The organism is Variovorax paradoxus (assembly GCA_016806145.1).
Lineage (GTDB): Bacteria > Pseudomonadota > Gammaproteobacteria > Burkholderiales > Burkholderiaceae_C > Variovorax.
This window is the reverse complement of record CP063166.1, coordinates 5,999,501-6,017,369: the sequence shown is the minus strand read 5'-3', so window position 1 is coordinate 6,017,369 and position 17,869 is coordinate 5,999,501. Positions and strand designations below refer to the sequence as shown.

Sequence of the window (17,869 nt, the reverse complement as noted above, 5' to 3'; positions counted from 1 at the left end):
CGCCGCTCAGTCGACGCGGATGTTCTTCGCCTTCACGATGCGGCTGTAGATCTCCGCGTCGCGCCGCAGCGCCGCCGTCATCTCGGCCTGCGTGAGGCCCAGCGGCTCGCTGTTGAGCTCGCGGATGCGCTTCGCGAGATCGGGGTCCCTGCTGGCCTCGATCATCACGGCGTTGAAGCGCTGCTGGATCGCGGCCGGCGTCGCGGCCGGCGCCCACAGGCCGTGCCACGAGGTCATCGTGAGGCCCGGCACCACCTCGGCGAGCGTGGGCACCTCGGGCATGGCCGGATGCCGGCTCGGGCCCGAATAGGCCAGCGCCTGCACGCGGCCGCTGCTGATCAGCGGATAGCCGGTGGCGATCGGCTCCATCACCGTGTCGACCTGGCCGCCGATCACGTCGGCCACCGGGCTCGCGCGGTAGGGCACGTGCAGCATGTCGGTGCCGGTCTCGTCCTTGAGCCATTCCACGATCAGGTGCGAGGGGCTGCCCGCGCCGTAGGAGGCATGCGAGATCGAGCCCGGCTTCGCTTTCGCGGCGGCCAGCAGTTCCTTGATCGACTTCGCGGGCAGCTTCGGGCTCGCGATCAGCACCAGCCCCTGCCGCATCGTGGTGGCGACCGGCACCAGGTCCTTCTGCGGATCGAAGGGCAGCTTGGCGTAGATGTAGGGATTGATCGTGAACGCGGTCGAGAGGTTGTAGAGGAAGGTGTAGCCGTCGGGCGGCGCCTTGGCCACGGTGTCGGACGCGAGGTTGCCGGCCGTGCCCGGCTTGTTGTCGATCACCACCGGCACGCCGAGCTGCTTGCCCATGTAGTCGCCGTAGAGCCGCGCGAAGATGTCCGGCGGCGTGCCGGGCGCGAAGCCCACCACGATGCGGATCGGCTTGTTGGGCCAGGCCGTGCCCTGGGCCAGGGCGAGACTGCAGGCCAGGGCCAGGAAGAGGCCGGCCAGCCATTGGAATCGGGTACGCATGTCTGTCTCCTGTCGCGGGAGGTCCCGCTTTTTTTTTCGAACCGATCAATCGACCTGCGCGCCCGAGCGCTGCACCGCCTCGCCCCACTTGGCGATCTCGGTGCGCGCGAAGGCGTCGAGCTGGTCGGCGTTCATCTCGGCCTGCTCGATGCCCTGCTGCGCGAGCTTCTCGCGCACCTCGGGCTGGGCCAGCACCTGGCGCGTGGCCTCGCGCAGCCGGTCGCGCTGCGCGGCGGGCATGCCGGCGGGCGCGTACAACATGAACCAGGCGACGAGGTCGAAGTCCTTCACGCCCTGCTCCATCAGCGTGGGCACCTCGGGCGCGGCGGCGCTGCGCTTCGCGCCCGAGGCGCCGATCGCGCGCAGCTTGCCCGCGCGCACCTGCGGCAGCACCGCGGCCGGGTGATAGAACATGAACTGCACGTTGCCGGCCATCAGCTCGGTCATGGCCTGCGCGCCGTCGCGGTAGGGCACGTGCATGAAGCTCTTGCCGAGCCGCACGTTGAGCAGCTCGCCGGCCAGGTGGCCCGAGGTGCCGTTGCCGGCCGAGGCGAAGTTCACGTTGCCGTTCGCGTTGCCCAGGTCGGCCACGCGCTTCCACGGCGAGCCGGCGGGCACCACCAGCAGCGTGGGCGTGGCGCCGATGAAGCCCAGCGGCACGAAGTCGCGCAGCGGCTGGTAGCTCAGCCGCTTGTAGAGCGAGGGGTTGATGGCGTGCGTGCCCACCGTGCCCAGCAACAGGGTCTGGCCGTCGGCGCCGGCGCGCGCGACCTGCTCGCTGCCGATGGCGCCGCCCGCGCCGGGCTTGTTCTCGACGATCGCGCCGGTGCCGAGCTGGCGGCCCAGCGCATCGGCCAGGATGCGGCCGACGATGTCGGTCGAGGTGCCGGCGCCGAAGGGCACGACGATCTTCAGCGGCCGCGCGGCGCCCGGCGCCTGCGCGAGCGCCGCGCCCGTGGCCAGCAGCGCGCCGGCCAGCAGCAGGCGGCGCTTCATGCGGCGCTCCCGAAACCGGCGGGCAGCTCGCCCTCGTACTGCAGCTCGCGCGTGGCCTGGTAGGACAGCGCGAAGCCGCTCGGCGACTCGGCCTCCTCGGCCAGGTGCGCGATCAGCCCCGCGGTGCGCGCGAGGATCGGCACGCCGCGCAGCGAGGCCACCGGGAAGCCCACGCCCAGCAGCACGGCCGGGATCGCGGCCGAGACGTTCATGCGCAGCTCGCGGCCCACGATGGCGGGAATGGCGCGCTCGAGCGCCTGCGCGATCTGCACGTAGCGCAGGTTGGCGCCGGCCTCGGTCGCGACCTCGATCAGCCGGTCCACGCGCGGATCGTTGGCCTTGTGCAGCGGATGGCCGTAGCCGGGGATGGCCTGGCGGCCTTCCTTCAACGCGCGAAGGGTGTCGGCCGCCACGTCGTCGAGCGCTTCGCCCGCGTCGACGCGCGCCGCCACGCCGGCGAACAGCCGGCCCGCGGTTTCGGAGGCGCCGAGGATCACCGAGCCGCAGCCCAGGATGCCCGCGGCCACCGCGCCCTGCAGCGCATCGGGCGCGGCCGCGAAGGTCATGCGGCTGGCCTGCACGCTGGGCACCAGGCCGTGCTCGGCGATCGCCACCAGCGTGGCGTCGAGCACCGCGCTGCAGGCCGCGTCGGGACGGCGGCCGGTGAGCAGCAGGAAGAAGTAGTCCGAGAACGAGACGCGGCCGATCAGGTCGCGGCAGAGGTCCTGGCCGCGCACGACGATGGTGTGTTCGTCCGAGGTGCAGATGGCGGTGCGCGGGACGGTGGATTTGCCGATTTTCATGAGAGGGCGTTCGAGGTGGCGGGTTGCAGATGGAAGTCGTAGTGCGCGGACCAGTAGGGCCGCTCGAGCGCGCGGCCGTCGGGCGCGCGGCCCGGCGCATGGGCCTCGAAGTCGACGACGAGGCTGGGCCGCACGCCGAACACCGCGTCGGAGTCGATGTAGGGGCTGCCCGCGACGAACAGGTGCGTGGTCACCGGCACGTGGCCCTCGGCCGCCACCTTCATGTGGATGTGGCCGGGCCGGTTCGGATGGCGGCCCATGCCGTCGAGCATGCGGCCCACCGGGCCGTCGACCGGCACCGGGTAGTACGAGGGCTTGATCGACCAGAACCAGTAGCGGCCCTCGGCGTCGGTGCGGATGCGCGCGCGCGCCGCCATGCCCGCGCCCTCGACCTGCATGTCGTAGACGCCCTCGCCGTCGCCCGACCAGACGTCGAGCAGCGCGTTCGCGAGCGGCTCGCCGCGCGTGTCGCTGACGCGGCCGCTGTAGAAGGCCGGTTCGCCGCGCACGCCCGGCGCGATGTCGGCGCCCAGCGGCAGCTCGGGCGCGCCGTCCCAGTAGTAGGGGCCCTGCACGGTGGCCTCGGTGGTCTCGGTCGCGGGCAGCGCCTCTCCGTTCCTGCCGGCGCGCGCGGCGGCGCGCAACTGATCGAGCATCACCACCATCATCGAGGCGCCCAGCGTGTCCGACAGCAGGATGAACTCCTGGCGCCTGTCGTCGCAGGCCTGGCCGACGGCGGTGAGGAACTCGATGCCGGCCATCCATTCGGCGGGCTGCAGGTCGACCTCGCGGATGAAGGCGTGCAGATGCTCGATCAGCGACTGCATGATGCGCGCGAAGCGCGGGTCGGCCGCGCCTTCCAGGCGCTGCAGCGCGGCCCGGGTCAGCTCGTCGGCGTTCGATGGGGTCATGGGGCTTTGTCTCCGTTCTCTTCTTCTGGGGTGGGAATGCGTCAGCGCTGCCGCAGGCGTCGGCGTATGGGTTCGACGATCGCCGCGTTGTCGGCGCCCAGCACCGGCGGTGCCGTGACCTCGAGCGCGCGCTCGCCGTCGAAGCTCACGGGCGAGCGGATGGTGCGCCAGTCGCCGCCCTCGGGATGGGGCGCGCTGACCTCGAGCTGCAGGTGGCGCGCCTGCGGGTCCTCCATGGCCTCGCGCGTGTCGTACATGGGCGCATGGGGCACGTCCTCGGCCTCGAGCCGCGCGCACCAGTCGGCGCGCGTGCGCGCGCGGAACAGGCCGTCGAGCAGCGCGATCAGGTCGTTCTGGTGCGCGATGCGGCCCTCGCGCGTGGCGAAGCGCGCGTCCTGGAACAGGTCGGGCCGCTCGATCGCGTTGGCCAGGCCCTGCCAGAACTTCTCGGGCGAGGACATGTGCAGCGCGATCCACAGGCCGTCGGCGCACTCGAGCACGTACGACTGCGAGACGCTGGGCCGGCTGAACGGACCCATGATCTCGTTCTCGGAGAAGTAGTGGGTGAAGGCGTCGAGGTTGAAGTGGCACATGGCCTCGAGCATCGAGACCTCGACCTTGCGGCCCTGGCCGGTGCGCCCGCGCTCGACCAGCGCGCCGAGCACGCCGTAGGCCGCGTAAAAGCCCGTCATCGCGTCGGCCACGGCCGGGCCCACCACGCGCGGATTGGCCGGGTTCACCAGCAGCTTGAGGAAGGCGCTGGCCGCCTGCGCCACCGTGTCGTAGGCCGGGCGCGCCGCGGCCGGGCCGGTCTGGCCGAAGCCGCTGATGGCGCAGTAGATCAGCCGCGGATTGAGTTCGCGCAGCCGCGCCTCGCCCGCGCCCAGCCGCTCGGCCGCGCCGGGGCGGAAGTTCTGGATGTAGACGTCCGAGTCCTTCACCAGCTCGTCGAACACTGCCGCGTCCTCGGCCAGCTTGGGGTTGAGCGTGACGCTGCGCTTGTTGCGGTTGTAGGTCTGGAAGTGCGGGCTGTAGAGCCCGCCGCGGAACGAACGGAACGGATCGCCGCTGCCGGGCTGCTCCACCTTGACCACCTCGGCGCCGAGGTCGGCCAGGAACATGCCGGCCGCCGGTCCCGTGATGAACGTGCCTTGCTCCAGCACCTTGATGCCGCTGAGGACCTTGTGCACTCGTGTGTCTCCTGCTGTCGTGTCGTGTCATGCCCTCGCGGGATGGGAGCGAACTCTATGCAGGCGGCCCGTTTTTTAACAATGATGGTTTTGCATGGATACCATCGATGGCATCGATCGTTCGACGCAACGGAAGGCCTCCATGGAACTGCGGCACCTGCGCTACTTCAGCGCCCTGGCCGGCTCGCTCAACTTCACGCGCGCGGCCGAGCGGCTGCACGTCACGCAGTCCACGCTGTCGCACCAGATCAAGCAGCTCGAGGAGGAGCTGGGCCGGCCGCTGTTCGACCGCATCGGCAAGCGCGTGGCGCTGACCGAGGCCGGCGAGGCCTTCCTGCACCACGCCACGCGCGCGCTGCAGGAGATCGACCGCGGCCTCGGCGCGCTGCGCGAGGACCCGCAGGAGGCGGCCGGCGAGCTGCGCATCGGCTCGACCCACACCTTCAACCTCGGCTTCATTCCCGACTGCATCGCGGGCTTCCAGCAGCGCTATCCGCGCGTGCGCGTGATCGTCGACGAACTCGCGGCCGACCTGATCGGCCAGCGGCTGCAGCAGGGCACGCTCGACCTCGGCATCGCCTACCGGCCGGCCCAGCCCGGGCCGCTGCAGTTCGAGCCGCTCTACAACGAGGAGATGGTGCTGGTGGTGGCGCACGACCATCCGCTGGCGCGGCGCAAGCGCCTGCGCATGGTCGAGCTGCACCGCCTGCCGATGGCGCTGCTGCCCGCGAGCTTCGCCACGCGGCAGATGCTCGACGAGTGCTTCCGCTCCTGCGGCGCCGAGCCGCAGGTGGTGGCCGAGATCAACACGCTGGCGCCGATCATGGGCCTGGTGGCGAAGACGCGGCTCGCGGCCATCGTCTCGGCCAATGCGGTGCTGCCGAACTCGGGGCTCGCGACCGTGCGGCTCGAGAGCCCGACGCCGGTGCGCACGCCCGGCATGCTGTGGGCACCGAAGGCGCGCGAGGCGGCGCCCACGCGCGCCTTCGCGGCCATCGTGCGCAAGATGGCGTTCCGCACCAGCATGCTCGAGCGCAGCGACGGCTAGTCCCGATGCGAAGGAGGCTGGCACCATTTGCAACCGCTCTGGCGCGCATTGCTACCTTCCGCGCCTTGTGTACCAGGCAGGCCGGGCCCATCTGCCGGACAATGGATTCCGCTGTTCCATCCTCCCGCGACACCAGAGACAAGCCATGAAACTCCCCACCCGCGTCCAGATCGTCGACGTCGGCCCGCGCGACGGGCTGCAGAACGAGAAGCAGCCGGTTTCGGCCGAGACCAAGATCGGCCTGGTGCACCGGCTGCAGGACGCCGGCCTCGAGGAGATCGAGGTCACCAGCTTCGTGAGCCCGAAGTGGGTGCCGCAGATGGCCGACAACGCCGAGGTGATGCACGGCATAAAGCGCAAGCCCGGCGTGCGCTACTCGGTGCTCACACCCAACCTCAAGGGCTTCGAGGCCGCCATCGCCGCGCCGCGCGAGGAATGGCCCGACGAGATCGTGGTGTTCGGCGCCGCCAGCGAGGCCTTCAGCCAGAAGAACATCAACTGCTCGATCGCCGAGAGCATCGAGCGCTTCGCGCCCGTGGTGGCCGCGGCGCTCGACAAGGGCATCCGCGTGCGCGGCGCGATGTCGTGCACCGTCGGCTGCCCCTACGAAGGCGAGATCGCCCCGGCCAAGGTCGGCTACCTCGCGCAGCTGATGAAGGGCATCGGCGTGCAGCGCGTCGACGTGGCCGACACCATCGGCGTGGGCACGCCGCGCAAGGTGCAGGCGGCGATGGAGGCCACGCTGGCCCACTTCGGCGTCGACGCCATCTCGGGCCACTTCCACGACACCTACGGGCAGGCGCTGGTCAACACGCTGGCGGCGCTCGAGCTGGGCGTGTGGAACTTCCAGTCGTCCTCGGCCGGCCTCGGCGGCTGCCCCTATGCCAAGGGCGCGACCGGCAACGTGGCGACCGAGGACGTGGTCTACATGCTGCACGGCATGGGCATCGAGACCGGCATCGACCTCGACAAGCTGATCGACGCCGGCGTCTACATCAGCGAAGCGCTGGGCCGCGAGCCGAACTCGCGCGCCTCGAAGGCGATCCGCACCAAGCGCGCGGGCTGAGCGCCGTCAGCGCCCGAAGGCGCGCAGACCCAGCAGCACCACCACCGCCAGGGCCAGCAGCACCGTGGTGCATTGCCAGAACAGCACCGGCCGGCGCTCGATCAGCGCCGGCGCTCGCGCGCGCAGGAACTCGGCGCCGGGTGACTGCAGGTCGTGCGCGAACTCCGACACCGCCTGCTGCCGCTTCGCGGGCTGCGGATGCAGCGCCTTGTGCAGCACCGCGTCGACCCAGGCCGGCAGCTCGGGCCGGAACTGGCGCAGCGGCACGTAGCGCAGGCGGTTGACATCGGCCTGCGTGCGGATGCGCGACGCCTGCAGTCCGTAGGGCAGTTGCCCGCTCAGCATGCGGTAGGCGATCACGGCCAGCGAGAACAGGTCGGAGCGCGCCGTGCCGCCCTGGCCCGTGAAGTACTCGGGCGCGGTGTACTGCGGCGTGCCCTCGATCGCGAGCGCGCGCGGCTCGCCGCCGCCATCGTCGAGCCCGGCCACGTGGGTGGCGCCCAGGTCGATCAGCTTGACCGTGCCCGCGCGGTCGATCATCGCGTTCTCGGGCCGCAGGTCCTGGTGCAGCATCTCCTTGCCGTGCATCGCCTGCAGGCCGCGCGCGAGCTGCGCGACGATGGCACGCACGCTGTCGAGCGAGGGCCGCGGGTGGTCGACCATCCACTGCGCGAGCGTCTGGCCCTCCACGTATTCCATCGCCACGAACAGGTGGCCGCGCGCACGTTCCAGCGGCCAGGCCTTGAGCACGTGCGGGCTGTCGATGCGCCGCGCCACCCATTCCTCGAGCACGAAGCGGTCGAGATAGGCAGCGTCCTCGCGCAGGTCCACCGAGGGCAGCTTCAGCACCGCCGGGCGGCCGCTGGCGTCGTCGGTGGCGAGGTAGACGTGGCTGCGCGAACTCAGGTGGATCTCGCGCACCAGCGTGAAGCCCTCGAAGCGGTCGCGCGGCGCGAGCACCGGCGGCAGTGCGAGCCCTTCGCGCTCGAGCGCCGGCGCCGGCGCATCGGGCGCGGGCAGTTCGTCGATGCGCAGCAGCTGCACGGTGGCATCGTCCTGGCTGCCGCGCGCGCGGGCGATCTGCACCAGGCGCAGCGCGGCCGCGTCGAGATCGCCGGCGCAGCGCACCAGTGCGTCGTTCACGGCGGCGGCATCGAGGTGCGCATGCGCGCCGTCGGTGGCCAGCAGGTAGACCTCGCCGGCCTCGGCCTCCCAGCAGCGGTAGTCGATCTCGACGTTGGGGCCCGCGCCCAGCGCGCGGCCCAGGTACGACTCCACCGACGAGACATGCACGCGGTGGTCGTCGGTGAGCTGCTCGAGCGCGCTCGCGTGCACGCGGTAGATGCGCGCATCGCCCACGTGCAGCAGGTGCAGCTCGCGGCCCTTGAGGATCAGCGCGCTGAAGGTGCAGACGTAGCCGCTGTCCTTGTCGAAGCGCGCGTCGCTGCGCATGGTCTGCGCATGCAGCCAGGAGTTGGTGGCGCCCAGCACGCGCTGCGCCGCGCGGCGCACCGACCAGGCGTCGGAGGTGGCGTAGTAGTCCTCGAGGAAGCCGCGCACGGCGGCCGCGCTCGCGACCTGGCTCACGCGGCTCGAGCCGATGCCGTCGGCCAGCGCGAGCGCGATGCCCTTGGCGGCGCGCTGCGCGCCCTCGGGCAGCATCGCGCCATGGAAGTCCTGGTTGACCGCCGACCCGACGCCCGCCAGCGAGTGCTGGCCCAGCGTGACGCGCGGCGCCTGGCGCCCGGCGGCCATGGAGGCGCGATCAGCCCGCGACGCGCTTGGGCGCCGTCTTGTAGTGCGTGGCGTAGAGCGTGAGGCCGACGAAGCTCAGGCCGCCGACCAGGTTGCCGATCACCGTGGGCAGTTCGTTCCAGATCAGGTAGTCCATCAGCGTGAACTTGCCGCCGAGCATCAGGCCGGTGGGGAACAGGAACATGTTGACGATCGAATGTTCGAAGCCCATGTAGAAGAAGATCATCACGGGCATCCACATGCCGATCGCCTTGCCCGAGACGGTGGTCGACATCATGGCCGCGACCACGCCGGTCGACACCATCCAGTTGCACATCACGCCGCGGATGAACAGCGTCAGCATGCCGGCCGCGCCGTGCGTGGAATAGCCGAGCGTGCGGCCCTCGCCGATGTGGCCGAGCCGCTCGCCGATGGCGTTGGGCGCCTCGCTGAAGCCGAAGGTGAAGATGATCGCCATGAACACCGCGACCGTGAGCGCGCCCGCGAAGTTGCCGACGAACACCAGGCCCCAGTTGCGCATCACGCCGCCCCAGGTGGCGCCGGGGCGCTTGTCGAGCACCGCGAGCGGCGCCAGGGTGAAGACGCCGGTCAGCAGGTCGAAGCCCAGCAGGTACAGCATGATGAAACCGACCGGGAACAGCATCGCGCCGACCAGCGCATTGCCGGTGTTGACCGTGATGCTGACCGCGAAGGCCGCCGCCAGCGCGAGGATGGCGCCCGCCATGAACGAGCGGATCAGCGTGTCGCGCGTGGACATCAGCAGCTTGGATTCGCCGGCATCGACCATCTTGGTGACGAACTCGGCGGGGGCTAGGTAGGCCATGGGGATCCTTGGGAAGAAATGGAATGCCGGGGAAGGGGGGAGCGCGGCTCAGGCCAGCGCGACGAGCACGCGACCCTCGTGCTCGCGCACCGCATGCGCGCGCACCGAGTGCTCGGGCGCCTCGAGGCATTCGCCGCTGCGCAGGTCGAAGTGGTTCTTGTAGAGCGGCGAGGCGACCACGATGCGGTCGCCGAGGCTGCCGACCAGCCCGCGCGAGAGCACGCTGGCGCCGGCCTTCGGGTCGACGTTGTCGATGGCGTAGAGCGTGGCCTCCTGGCCGACGCGGAAGATCGCCACGTGCACGCCCTCGACCAGCGCGCACACGCCGGTGTCGGGCAGGATGTCGGTGGCCGCGCACACGGCGGTCCAGTGCAGGTCTTGCTGGGTCATGGGGCTTCCTCTTGGGTGGTCGTGCTTCAGGCCATCGAGACGTCGGCGGCCTCGCTGCGTTCCTCGGCGCGCGCGGGCCGCTTCTGGCCGCGCTCGCTCACGAACACGATGTGCTCGTCGGGCTTGTCGCTGTTGACGAAGGAGCGGAAGCGCTGGCGCGTGGCCGGGTCGTTGACGGCGGTCTTCCACTCGCACTGGTAGGTGTCGACCACGGCCTGCATCTGGGTCTCGAGCTCGGCGTTGAGGCCCAGCGTGTCCTGCAGCAGCACGCCCTTGAGGTAGTCGAGGCCGCCCTCGAGACTCTCGCGCCAGGTGCTGGTGCGCTGCAGCCGGTCGGCGGTGCGCACGTAGAACATCAGGAAGCGGTCGATCAGCCGGATCAGCTCGGCCTTCGACAGGTCGCTCGCGAGCAGCTCGGCATGGCGCGGCTTCATGCCGCCGTTGCCGCAGACGTAGAGGTTCCAGCCCTTGTCGGTGGCGATCACGCCCACGTCCTTGCCCTGCGCCTCGGCGCATTCGCGCGTGCAGCCCGAGACGCCGAACTTGATCTTGTGCGGCGCGCGCAGGCCCTTGTAGCGGTTCTCGAGCTCGACCGCGAGGCCCACGCTGTCGTCCACGCCGTAGCGGCACCAGGTCGAGCCGACGCAGCTCTTCACCGTGCGCAGCGACTTGCCGTAGGCATGGCCCGACTCGAAGCCGGCCGCGATCAGTTCCTCCCAGATCGCGGGCAGCTGCTCGACGCGCGCGCCGAACATGTCCACGCGCGCGCCGCCGGTGATCTTGGTGTAGAGGCCGTACTTCTTCGCCACCTGGCCGACCGCGATCAGCCCGTCGGGCGTGACCTCGCCGCCCGGCATGCGCGGCACCACCGAATAGGTGCCGTCCTTCTGGATGTTGCCGAGGAAGTAGTCGTTGCTGTCCTGCAGCGCGGCCAAGTCCTTCTTGAGCACGAACTCGTTCCAGCACGAGGCGAAGATGCTCGCGGCCACGGGCTTGCAGATGTCGCAGCCCAGGCCCTTGCCGTGCCTGGCGAGCAGGTCGGCGAAGCTGCGGATCTCGCCCACGCGGATCAGGTGGTAGAGCTCCTGGCGCGAATAGGGGAAGTGCTCGCAGAGGTGGTTGTTGACGGCCATGCCGCGCCTGGCCATCTCCATCTTCATGACCTGCGTGACCAGCGGCACGCAGCCGCCGCAGGTGGCGCCGGCCTTGGTGCAGGCCTTCATCGCGGCCGGGGTGCAGGCGCCCTGGCCCACGGCCTCGCAGATCTGGCCCTTGCTGACGTCGTTGCACGAGCAGATCTGCGCGCTGTCGGGCAGGGCCTCGACGCCCAGGCCCGGCTTCGCCTTGCCGTCGCTCGAGGGCAGGATCAGGAACTCGGGATCCTCGGGCAGTGCGATGCCGTTGAGCGCCATCTGCAGCAGGGTGCCGTATTCGGCGGCGTCGCCCACCAGCACCGCGCCGAGCAGCAGCTTGCCGTCCTCGCTGACGACGATCTTCTTGTAGACCTTCTTGCGCTCGTCGATGAACTGGTAGGCGCGCGACTTCGGCGTCCTGCCGTGCGCGTCGCCGATGCTCGCCACGTCCACGCCCATCAGCTTGAGCTTGGTGCTCATGTCGGCGCCGGTGAAGGCGGCTTCCTGCTCGCCCGCGATGTGGCGCGCCGCCACGCGCGCCATGTCGTAGCCGGGCGCGACCAGGCCGAAGGTCTGCTCGTTCCACGAGGCGCATTCGCCGATCGCGTAGACGTCGCGGTCGCTGGTGCGGCAGTGGTCGTCGACCGCCACGCCGCCGCGCGGGCCCACGGCCAGCAGGCACTGGCGCGCGAGCTCGTCGCGCGGGCGGATGCCGGCCGAGAACACGATCATGTCGGTCTCGAGGTAGCTGCCGTCGGCGAACACCATGCGGTGGCGCGCGGCGGCGCCGTCGACGATCTCCACCGTGTTGCGGCCGGTGTGCACGTGCAGGCCCAGCGCCTCGATGCTCTCGCGCAGCGCGCGGCCGCCGCCCTCGTCGACCTGCACCGCCATGAGTCGCGGCGCGAACTCCACCACGTGGGTCTCGAGGCCCATGTCGCGCAGCGCCTTCGCGCATTCGAGGCCGAGCAGGCCGCCGCCCACCACCACGCCGCTGCGCGAGCGCGCGCCGCATTCCTTCATCGCCTCGAGGTCCTCGATGGTGCGGTAGACGAAGCAGTGGGGCCGGTCGCGTCCGGGCACCGCGGGCACGAAGGGGAAGGAGCCGGTGGCCAGCACGAGCTTGTCGTAGGCCACGACTTCGCCGTCGGCCGTGGTGACGGTGTTGTTGCGCCGCTCGACGGCCACCGCGCGCGCCGCGAGGCGCAGCGTGAAGCCGCTGCGCTCGAAGAAGCCGGGCTCGACCAGCGAGAGGTCGTCGGCCGTCTTGCCCGCGAAGAATTCGGACAGGTGCACCCGGTCGTAGGCCGGCCGGGGCTCCTCGCACAGGACGGTGACTTCCGCGCCGGGAATGCCGAGCGCGTGGAGCTGCTCGAGGAACTTGTGGCCGACCATGCCGTGGCCGATGACTGCGATTTTCATGGTGAGGTCCTGCGGGGGCAGCCGGTCCTCGGAGGCAGGCCACCAGGGCTGTCGGAGGGACAGCGGCAGGAGGCCTCCGCGACGGAACGGATGCGAATAATCGGATGGACAAACGAATCCGGCGGCTCATCGCCATCGGCTCGCTCGAACCCCGCCGTCGTTAGCGGAGGCACTGCGGACCCACCCAGGCCGGGAGGTCCGCGTTGGGGTCGAGCAATATCCATGCCGCCGAAAAAGACCGGTCGGGGCCCGTGCGCGCACCGCAATCGCACCGAAAGCGGCGCGGCGGCGGTGCGGCGCTGTCCGCATTGGTGCGGTGCCAGAAAGGGTGGCCGCGCGGCCGTGGCGCCGGGCCCGAGGCTTTTTCGTATGCTCGGGAGCCTGCAACGCGGGGCGCACGCCCCCACGAACCTCCGAAGACCCAAGCCATGTGCGGCTCCGAACTCCATTCCCTTCCCGACGGTGTCCAGCGCGTCGCGCGCGTGCTCCAGGACGCCGGCCATCCGCATGCGCCGCGCATGCTCGACGACGCCTGCCGCACCGCGCAGCAGGCGGCCGACGCGCTCGGCATCGCGGTCGGCCAGATCGCCAAGAGCATCATCTTCCGGCGCAAGAGCGACGAGGTCGCGGTGCTGGTCATCACCTCGGGCGACAAGCGCGTCGACGAGAAGAAGGTCGACGCGATCGTCGGCAAGACCGGCCGCGCCGACGCCGACTTCGTGAAGGCGCGCACCGGCTTCACCATCGGCGGCGTATCGCCCGTGGGCCATGTCACGAAGCCCGTGGTGCTGATCGACCGCGAGCTGTTCCGCTTCGAGGAGATCTGGGCCGCCGCGGGCCATCCGCATGCGGTGTTCCAGCTGCGCCCGCACGACCTCGAGACGCTCACGGGCGCGCCGGTGGCCGACGTGGTGGTGGCCGCGGCGTGAACGTCGCCGAAGCGCAGGCCCTGGCCGATCGCGCCGCCGACTTGCGCGAGCGGGCCGAGCCGGTGCCCTCGCCCTGCAGCTCGGTGTGCCGCATGGACCGGCTCAGCGGCTTCTGCGAGGGCTGCCTGCGCACCATCCCCGAGATCGCGGGCTGGAGCCGCATGGAGGACGAGGAGCGGCGGCAGGTCTGGCGCGCGATAGAGTGGCGGGCCCGGGCCGGCATCTGGCGGGCGCCGGCCATCGGAGACATCGACGCATGAAGCACATCGACTTCTACCTGGACTTCATCTCGCCCTATGCCTACCTCGCGTTCGAGCAGCTGCCGCAGGCGCTCGAGGGCCTGAGCTACAGCGTGGACTACCGGCCGGTGCTGCTGGGCGCGGTGCTCAAGGCGCACGGCCAGCTCGGGCCGGCCGAGATTCCCGCCAAGCGCGGCTGGACCTACCGCCACGTGCTGTGGCTGGGCCACCAGCACGGCATCGAGATCGCGATGCCGGCCTCGCACCCCTACAACCCGCTCGCGCACCTGCGGCTCGCGCTCTCCACCTGCGACGACGGCCGCGTGAGCCGGCTGGTGGCCGAGACCGTCTTTCGCCACGTCTGGCGCGGCGGCCTCGAGGCGGCCGATCCCGCGCGGCTGGCCGCGCTCACCGCGCAACTGCAACCGCGTCGCGATGCCGGCAGCGACGAGAGCAAGGCCCTGCTCCAGCGCAACACCGCGGACGCGATCGCGCTCGGCGTGTTCGGCACGCCGGCCTATGCGGTCGACGGCCGGCTGTTCTGGGGCTTCGACGGCCTCGCGATGCTGCGCGCCTACCTCGCGGGCGATGCCTGGTTCGACGGCCCGCAATGGGCCGATACAGACCAGCGTCCGGCCCTGCTGCGCAGCAGCAAAAACTGAGCGTCGTCGGCCGCCAGGCTGCATTTCTTACAGGCTGAAACGTGCGTCGAGGGTTTCACCTTAATCCGTAAGCGCCCGTTCAGTTTCGCGAAAGGCTCGGGTCAGTCGCGCCTCCAAGAATGCCCCACGGTCCCGAATTCGGGCGCCGCATGAACGCATACACAGGAGACGATCAATGGCAGCCACACTAGATTCACGGGGAGTGCCGCATCCGGCCCCCCGGCCCATGTCGGCGGAGGAGAAGAAGGTCATCTTCGCTTCTTCGCTGGGAACCGTGTTCGAGTGGTACGACTTCTACCTCTACGGTTCGCTCGCGGCGATCATCGCGAAGCAGTTCTTCAGCGGCCTCGATGCGGGCGCGGCCTTCATCTTCGCGCTGCTGGCCTTCGCGGCCGGCTTCCTGGTGCGTCCGTTCGGCGCCATCGTGTTCGGCCGGCTCGGCGACATGATCGGGCGCAAGTACACCTTCCTGGTCACGATCCTGATCATGGGCCTGTCGACCTTCATCGTCGGCCTGCTGCCCAGCTACGCGACCATCGGCGTCGCGGCGCCGGTGATCCTGATCGCGCTGCGCATGCTGCAGGGCCTGGCGCTCGGCGGCGAGTACGGCGGTGCCGCCACCTACGTGGCCGAGCACGCGCCGCACGGCAAGCGCGGTGCCTACACCTCGTGGATCCAGACCACGGCCACGCTCGGCCTGTTCCTGAGCCTGATCGTGATCCTGGGCGTGCGCGAAGGCCTGGGCGAAGCGGTGTTCAACGACTGGGGCTGGCGCATTCCGTTCCTGGTCTCGATCCTGCTGCTGGGCATCTCGGTGTGGATCCGCCTGTCGCTGTCGGAATCGCCCGCGTTCCAGCGCATGAAGGCCGAGGGCAAGACCTCGAAGGCGCCGCTGGCCGAATCCTTCGGCGAGTGGAAGAACCTGAAGATCGTGATCCTGGCGCTCGTGGGCCTGACCGCCGGCCAGGCCGTGGTCTGGTACTCGGGCCAGTTCTACGCGCTCTTCTTCCTGACCGCGCAGCTCAAGGTCGATGCGACCACCGCCAACCTGATGATCGCCGCCGCGCTGCTGCTCGGCACCCCGTTCTTCGTGGTCTTCGGCACGCTGTCGGACAAGATCGGCCGCAAGCCGATCATCATGGCCGGCTGCCTGCTGGCCGTGGTGACCTACTTCCCGGTCTTCAAGATGCTGACCGAGGCCGCCAACCCCGACCTCGCCCGCGCCCAGGCCACGGCCGGCGTGACCGTGACCGCCGACCCCGCGACCTGCTCGTTCCAGGGCAACCCCGTGGCACGCGAGATCGACTTCCGCAGCTCCTGCGACATCGCCAAGCGCTACCTGGTGCAGAACTCGGTGAGCTATGAGAACGTGGCCGGTGCGCCGGGTTCGAAGGCCATCGTGAAGATCGGCGACAAGACGGTGGAAGCACCGATCGGCAACGTCGTGAACCTCAAGTTCGACGAGACCTCCGCCAAGGAGATCGCCGCCTTCAAGAAGGGCGTGGCCGAGGACCTGAAGATCGCTGGCTACCCGGCCAAGGCCGACCCCGCGAAGATGAACAAGCTGCTGACGGTGCTGCTGCTGTTCTGGCTGGTGCTGCTGGTGACCATGGTCTACGGGCCCATCGCCGCGATGCTGGTCGAGCTGTTCCCCACGCGCATCCGCTACACCTCGATGAGCCTGCCGTACCACATCGGCAACGGCTGGTTCGGCGGCCTGCTGCCGACCACCGCCTTCGCCATCGTGGCCTCCACCGGCAACATGTACAACGGCCTCTGGTACCCGATCATCATCGCGGGCATCACGCTGGTGATCGGCACGCTGTTCATCCGCGAAACGAAGGACGTGGACATCTACGCCCACGACTGAGCGCCACGGCGCCGATGAGAGGAGGGCGCCGCGCGCCCTCCGTTCAACAAAGAGGCTTCATGCCGACCCTCGGCATGAGGCCTTTTTCTTGAACCCAGCACTACCCCTCTCAGGAGACAGAACCCATGTGGAAAATCGCAGTCGGCTTCGCCATCTTCGCGGCCATCGCGCTGTACGTGATCTCGAAGGCCGGCGACAAGGTCGACATGTCGGGCGAGAAGCACGGCGTGGAAGTGCACGAGCCGGCGCCTGCCGCACCGGCCGCGGCCGCGAGCGCGCCGAAGTAAGCCGCGATGCCCTGCGGCCGCCGCCGGGCCGCCCCAAGGCGGCCGCGCCTCCCCCTCGGGGGGTGGAGTTACACGCCGCGCAGCGGCGTGAAAAGCCGGGGGGCTCTCATCGCTTGAAGCGGCCGTCGCTCACTATGGAGAGGTCGACGTATTCGATGCCCGTGTGATCGGTCGGCGAGAACGAGATGTCGAGCCCGCCACCCGGGTCGTACTGGAAGGCATTGAGCGTGGCCAGCAGCCGCGCGCGCGTGGGCTTCGGCCCGGTGCGGCGCAGCGCCTCCACCAGCACCTTGGTCGCCACGAAGCCTTCGAGCAGCGCGGGCGACAGCTCCTCCTGCCCCTTGGCCTTGGCGAGCGCCAGGGCCTCCTTGATCAGCGGATTGCCGAACGAGCGCTCGTAGGGGAACACCTGCGTGACGATCACGCCGCGGCTCGCGCTGCCGAGGTCCTTGATGAAGCCCGAGGCCGCGTTGTTCGACAGCGTGACCACCTGCGCGGCCGAGCCCGCGGCGCGCAGCGCCTTCACGCCGTCGGACACCGAGGTGCCCGAGCCGATCCACAGCACGGCCTGCGCATTGGCCTCGACGAGCTTCGGCACGATGGCCGCGAAGTCGGGCTTGTTGCGGTCGGCCAGCGCGATCACCACCGGCTTGAGGTTGGCCTTCTCGAAGCCGCGGTTCGCGCCCTCGAGCCCGTCCTTGCCGAAGGAGTCGTCGGCCTGCACCACCGCGATGCGCTGGATGCCCGTGGTCTGCAGGTGCACCACCGCCTTCTCGGCCTCGCGCTGGTAGGTGGAACGCACGTTGAAGATGTTCTTCTGCACCGGCTTGTGCAGCGCCATCGCGCCGGTCGAGGGGCCGACCAGCGGCACGCCATGCTTGTCGAGCAGCGGGATCACCGCGAGCGTGTTGGGCGTGCCGCGGTTGAGCAGCAGCGCGACCACCTTCTTGTCCTCGATCAGGATGCGCGAGTTCTCGAGCGAGCGCTTGGCATCGAGGCCGTCGTCCATGCGGATGACCTCGATCTGCTCGCCGTTGATGCCGCCCTGGGCATTGACCTGGTCGATGACCAGCTGCGAGCCCATGATCGTTTCCTTCACGCTGGCCGCCACCGGTCCCGACAGGTCGGCCGACTGGCCGATCACGATCTGGGCCGAGGCGCCGGTCGCCGCGAGCGCGATCAGCAACGCAGCGGCGCGCAGGCGCGGGATGCTTTTCTTCTTCTTCATCGACAAAACCTTTCCCGTCGGGATTCGTGTCCATGTCAGCAAATGCAATTATGTGTAGCTAGACGTGACATGCGATTCCTCGTGCAAACCCTGTCAAACCGTTGTTTGCAAAAGCAAAAAGCCGGGCGCTGGGCCCGGCTTCGTC

The 17,869-nt window shown here is 69.9% G+C and carries 17 protein-coding genes; 7 read left to right on the top strand and 10 right to left on the bottom strand.

Features of this window, described 5'->3' with window-relative positions; genetic code table 11:
* Positions 1 to 6 precede the first annotated feature (6 nt).
* The 5 genes from INQ48_28175 to INQ48_28155 are packed head-to-tail and all read right to left on the bottom strand — an operon-like array spanning position 7 to position 4,872.
* Positions 7 to 972 (bottom strand): tripartite tricarboxylate transporter substrate binding protein, encoded by a 966-nt coding sequence (locus tag INQ48_28175; protein ID QRF57140.1) that lies wholly within the window; start codon positions 970 to 972, stop codon positions 7 to 9.
* Between the two features lie 45 nt (positions 973 to 1,017).
* Complete coding sequence (locus INQ48_28170) at positions 1,018 to 1,968, bottom strand: tripartite tricarboxylate transporter substrate binding protein (GenBank protein ID QRF57139.1); 951 nt, start codon at positions 1,966 to 1,968, stop codon at positions 1,018 to 1,020.
* Positions 1,965 to 2,771, bottom strand: a complete 807-nt coding sequence (locus INQ48_28165; GenBank protein QRF57138.1) for a citryl-CoA lyase — start codon at positions 2,769 to 2,771, stop codon at positions 1,965 to 1,967. The genes INQ48_28170 and INQ48_28165 overlap by 4 nt, the downstream gene beginning before the upstream one ends.
* Positions 2,768 to 3,682 (bottom strand): hydroxyquinol 1,2-dioxygenase, encoded by a 915-nt coding sequence (locus INQ48_28160; GenBank protein ID QRF57137.1) that lies wholly within the window; start codon positions 3,680 to 3,682, stop codon positions 2,768 to 2,770. Before INQ48_28160 ends, INQ48_28165 begins: the two co-directional genes overlap by 4 nt.
* A gap of 41 nt (positions 3,683 to 3,723) precedes the next feature.
* Positions 3,724 to 4,872, bottom strand: coding sequence for a CoA transferase (locus INQ48_28155; protein QRF57136.1), 1,149 nt, complete (start codon positions 4,870 to 4,872; stop codon positions 3,724 to 3,726).
* A 142-nt stretch (positions 4,873 to 5,014) separates the two neighbouring features.
* On the opposite strand from INQ48_28155, the gene INQ48_28150 reads away from it, so the two are divergent.
* Both INQ48_28150 and INQ48_28145 read left to right on the top strand, forming a co-directional pair.
* Positions 5,015 to 5,920 carry a LysR family transcriptional regulator gene (locus INQ48_28150; GenBank protein QRF57135.1) on the top strand — a complete coding sequence of 302 codons (906 nt, stop codon included), beginning with the start codon at positions 5,015 to 5,017 and terminating at the stop codon, positions 5,918 to 5,920.
* A 145-nt stretch (positions 5,921 to 6,065) separates the two neighbouring features.
* Entirely contained in the window at positions 6,066 to 6,986 is a 921-nt protein-coding gene (locus INQ48_28145) for a hydroxymethylglutaryl-CoA lyase (protein QRF57134.1), read from the top strand.
* A gap of 6 nt (positions 6,987 to 6,992) precedes the next feature.
* Here the strand turns inward: INQ48_28145 and INQ48_28140 are convergent, their stop codons facing one another.
* Genes INQ48_28140 through nirB form a run of 4 tightly spaced genes read right to left on the bottom strand, consistent with a single transcriptional unit; the run spans position 6,993 to position 12,509 of the window.
* Positions 6,993 to 8,741, bottom strand: a complete 1,749-nt coding sequence (locus tag INQ48_28140; protein ID QRF57133.1) for a bifunctional protein-serine/threonine kinase/phosphatase — start codon at positions 8,739 to 8,741, stop codon at positions 6,993 to 6,995.
* Positions 8,742 to 8,751: 10 nt separating this feature from the next.
* Entirely contained in the window at positions 8,752 to 9,564 is an 813-nt protein-coding gene (locus INQ48_28135; GenBank protein ID QRF57132.1) for a formate/nitrite transporter family protein, read from the bottom strand.
* 48 nt (positions 9,565 to 9,612) lie between these two features.
* Positions 9,613 to 9,954: a nitrite reductase small subunit NirD gene (nirD, locus tag INQ48_28130; protein QRF57131.1), complete on the bottom strand. Its 342-nt coding sequence runs from the start codon at positions 9,952 to 9,954 to the stop codon at positions 9,613 to 9,615.
* 26 nt (positions 9,955 to 9,980) lie between these two features.
* Complete coding sequence (nirB, locus tag INQ48_28125; GenBank protein QRF57130.1) at positions 9,981 to 12,509, bottom strand: nitrite reductase large subunit; 2,529 nt, start codon at positions 12,507 to 12,509, stop codon at positions 9,981 to 9,983.
* A gap of 428 nt (positions 12,510 to 12,937) precedes the next feature.
* Between nirB and INQ48_28120 the strand changes: the two genes are divergently transcribed.
* The 5 genes from INQ48_28120 to INQ48_28100 all read left to right on the top strand — a co-directional run bounded on the left by INQ48_28120 (position 12,938) and on the right by INQ48_28100 (position 16,496).
* Positions 12,938 to 13,438, top strand: coding sequence for a YbaK/EbsC family protein (locus INQ48_28120; protein ID QRF57129.1), 501 nt, complete (start codon positions 12,938 to 12,940; stop codon positions 13,436 to 13,438).
* Complete coding sequence (locus INQ48_28115) at positions 13,435 to 13,698, top strand: DUF1289 domain-containing protein (protein ID QRF57128.1); 264 nt, start codon at positions 13,435 to 13,437, stop codon at positions 13,696 to 13,698. Before INQ48_28120 ends, INQ48_28115 begins: the two co-directional genes overlap by 4 nt.
* Positions 13,695 to 14,339, top strand: a complete 645-nt coding sequence (locus INQ48_28110) for a 2-hydroxychromene-2-carboxylate isomerase (GenBank protein ID QRF57127.1) — start codon at positions 13,695 to 13,697, stop codon at positions 14,337 to 14,339. Before INQ48_28115 ends, INQ48_28110 begins: the two co-directional genes overlap by 4 nt.
* A 175-nt stretch (positions 14,340 to 14,514) precedes the next feature.
* Positions 14,515 to 16,209, top strand: a complete 1,695-nt coding sequence (locus INQ48_28105) for an MHS family MFS transporter (protein QRF57126.1) — start codon at positions 14,515 to 14,517, stop codon at positions 16,207 to 16,209.
* Positions 16,210 to 16,334: 125 nt separating this feature from the next.
* Positions 16,335 to 16,496, top strand: a complete 162-nt coding sequence (locus INQ48_28100; protein QRF57125.1) for a hypothetical protein — start codon at positions 16,335 to 16,337, stop codon at positions 16,494 to 16,496.
* Between the two features lie 106 nt (positions 16,497 to 16,602).
* Here INQ48_28100 and INQ48_28095 read toward each other — a convergent pair whose 3' ends face one another.
* Entirely contained in the window at positions 16,603 to 17,724 is a 1,122-nt protein-coding gene (locus tag INQ48_28095) for an ABC transporter substrate-binding protein (protein QRF57124.1), read from the bottom strand.
* Between the last annotated feature and the right edge of the window lie 145 nt (positions 17,725 to 17,869).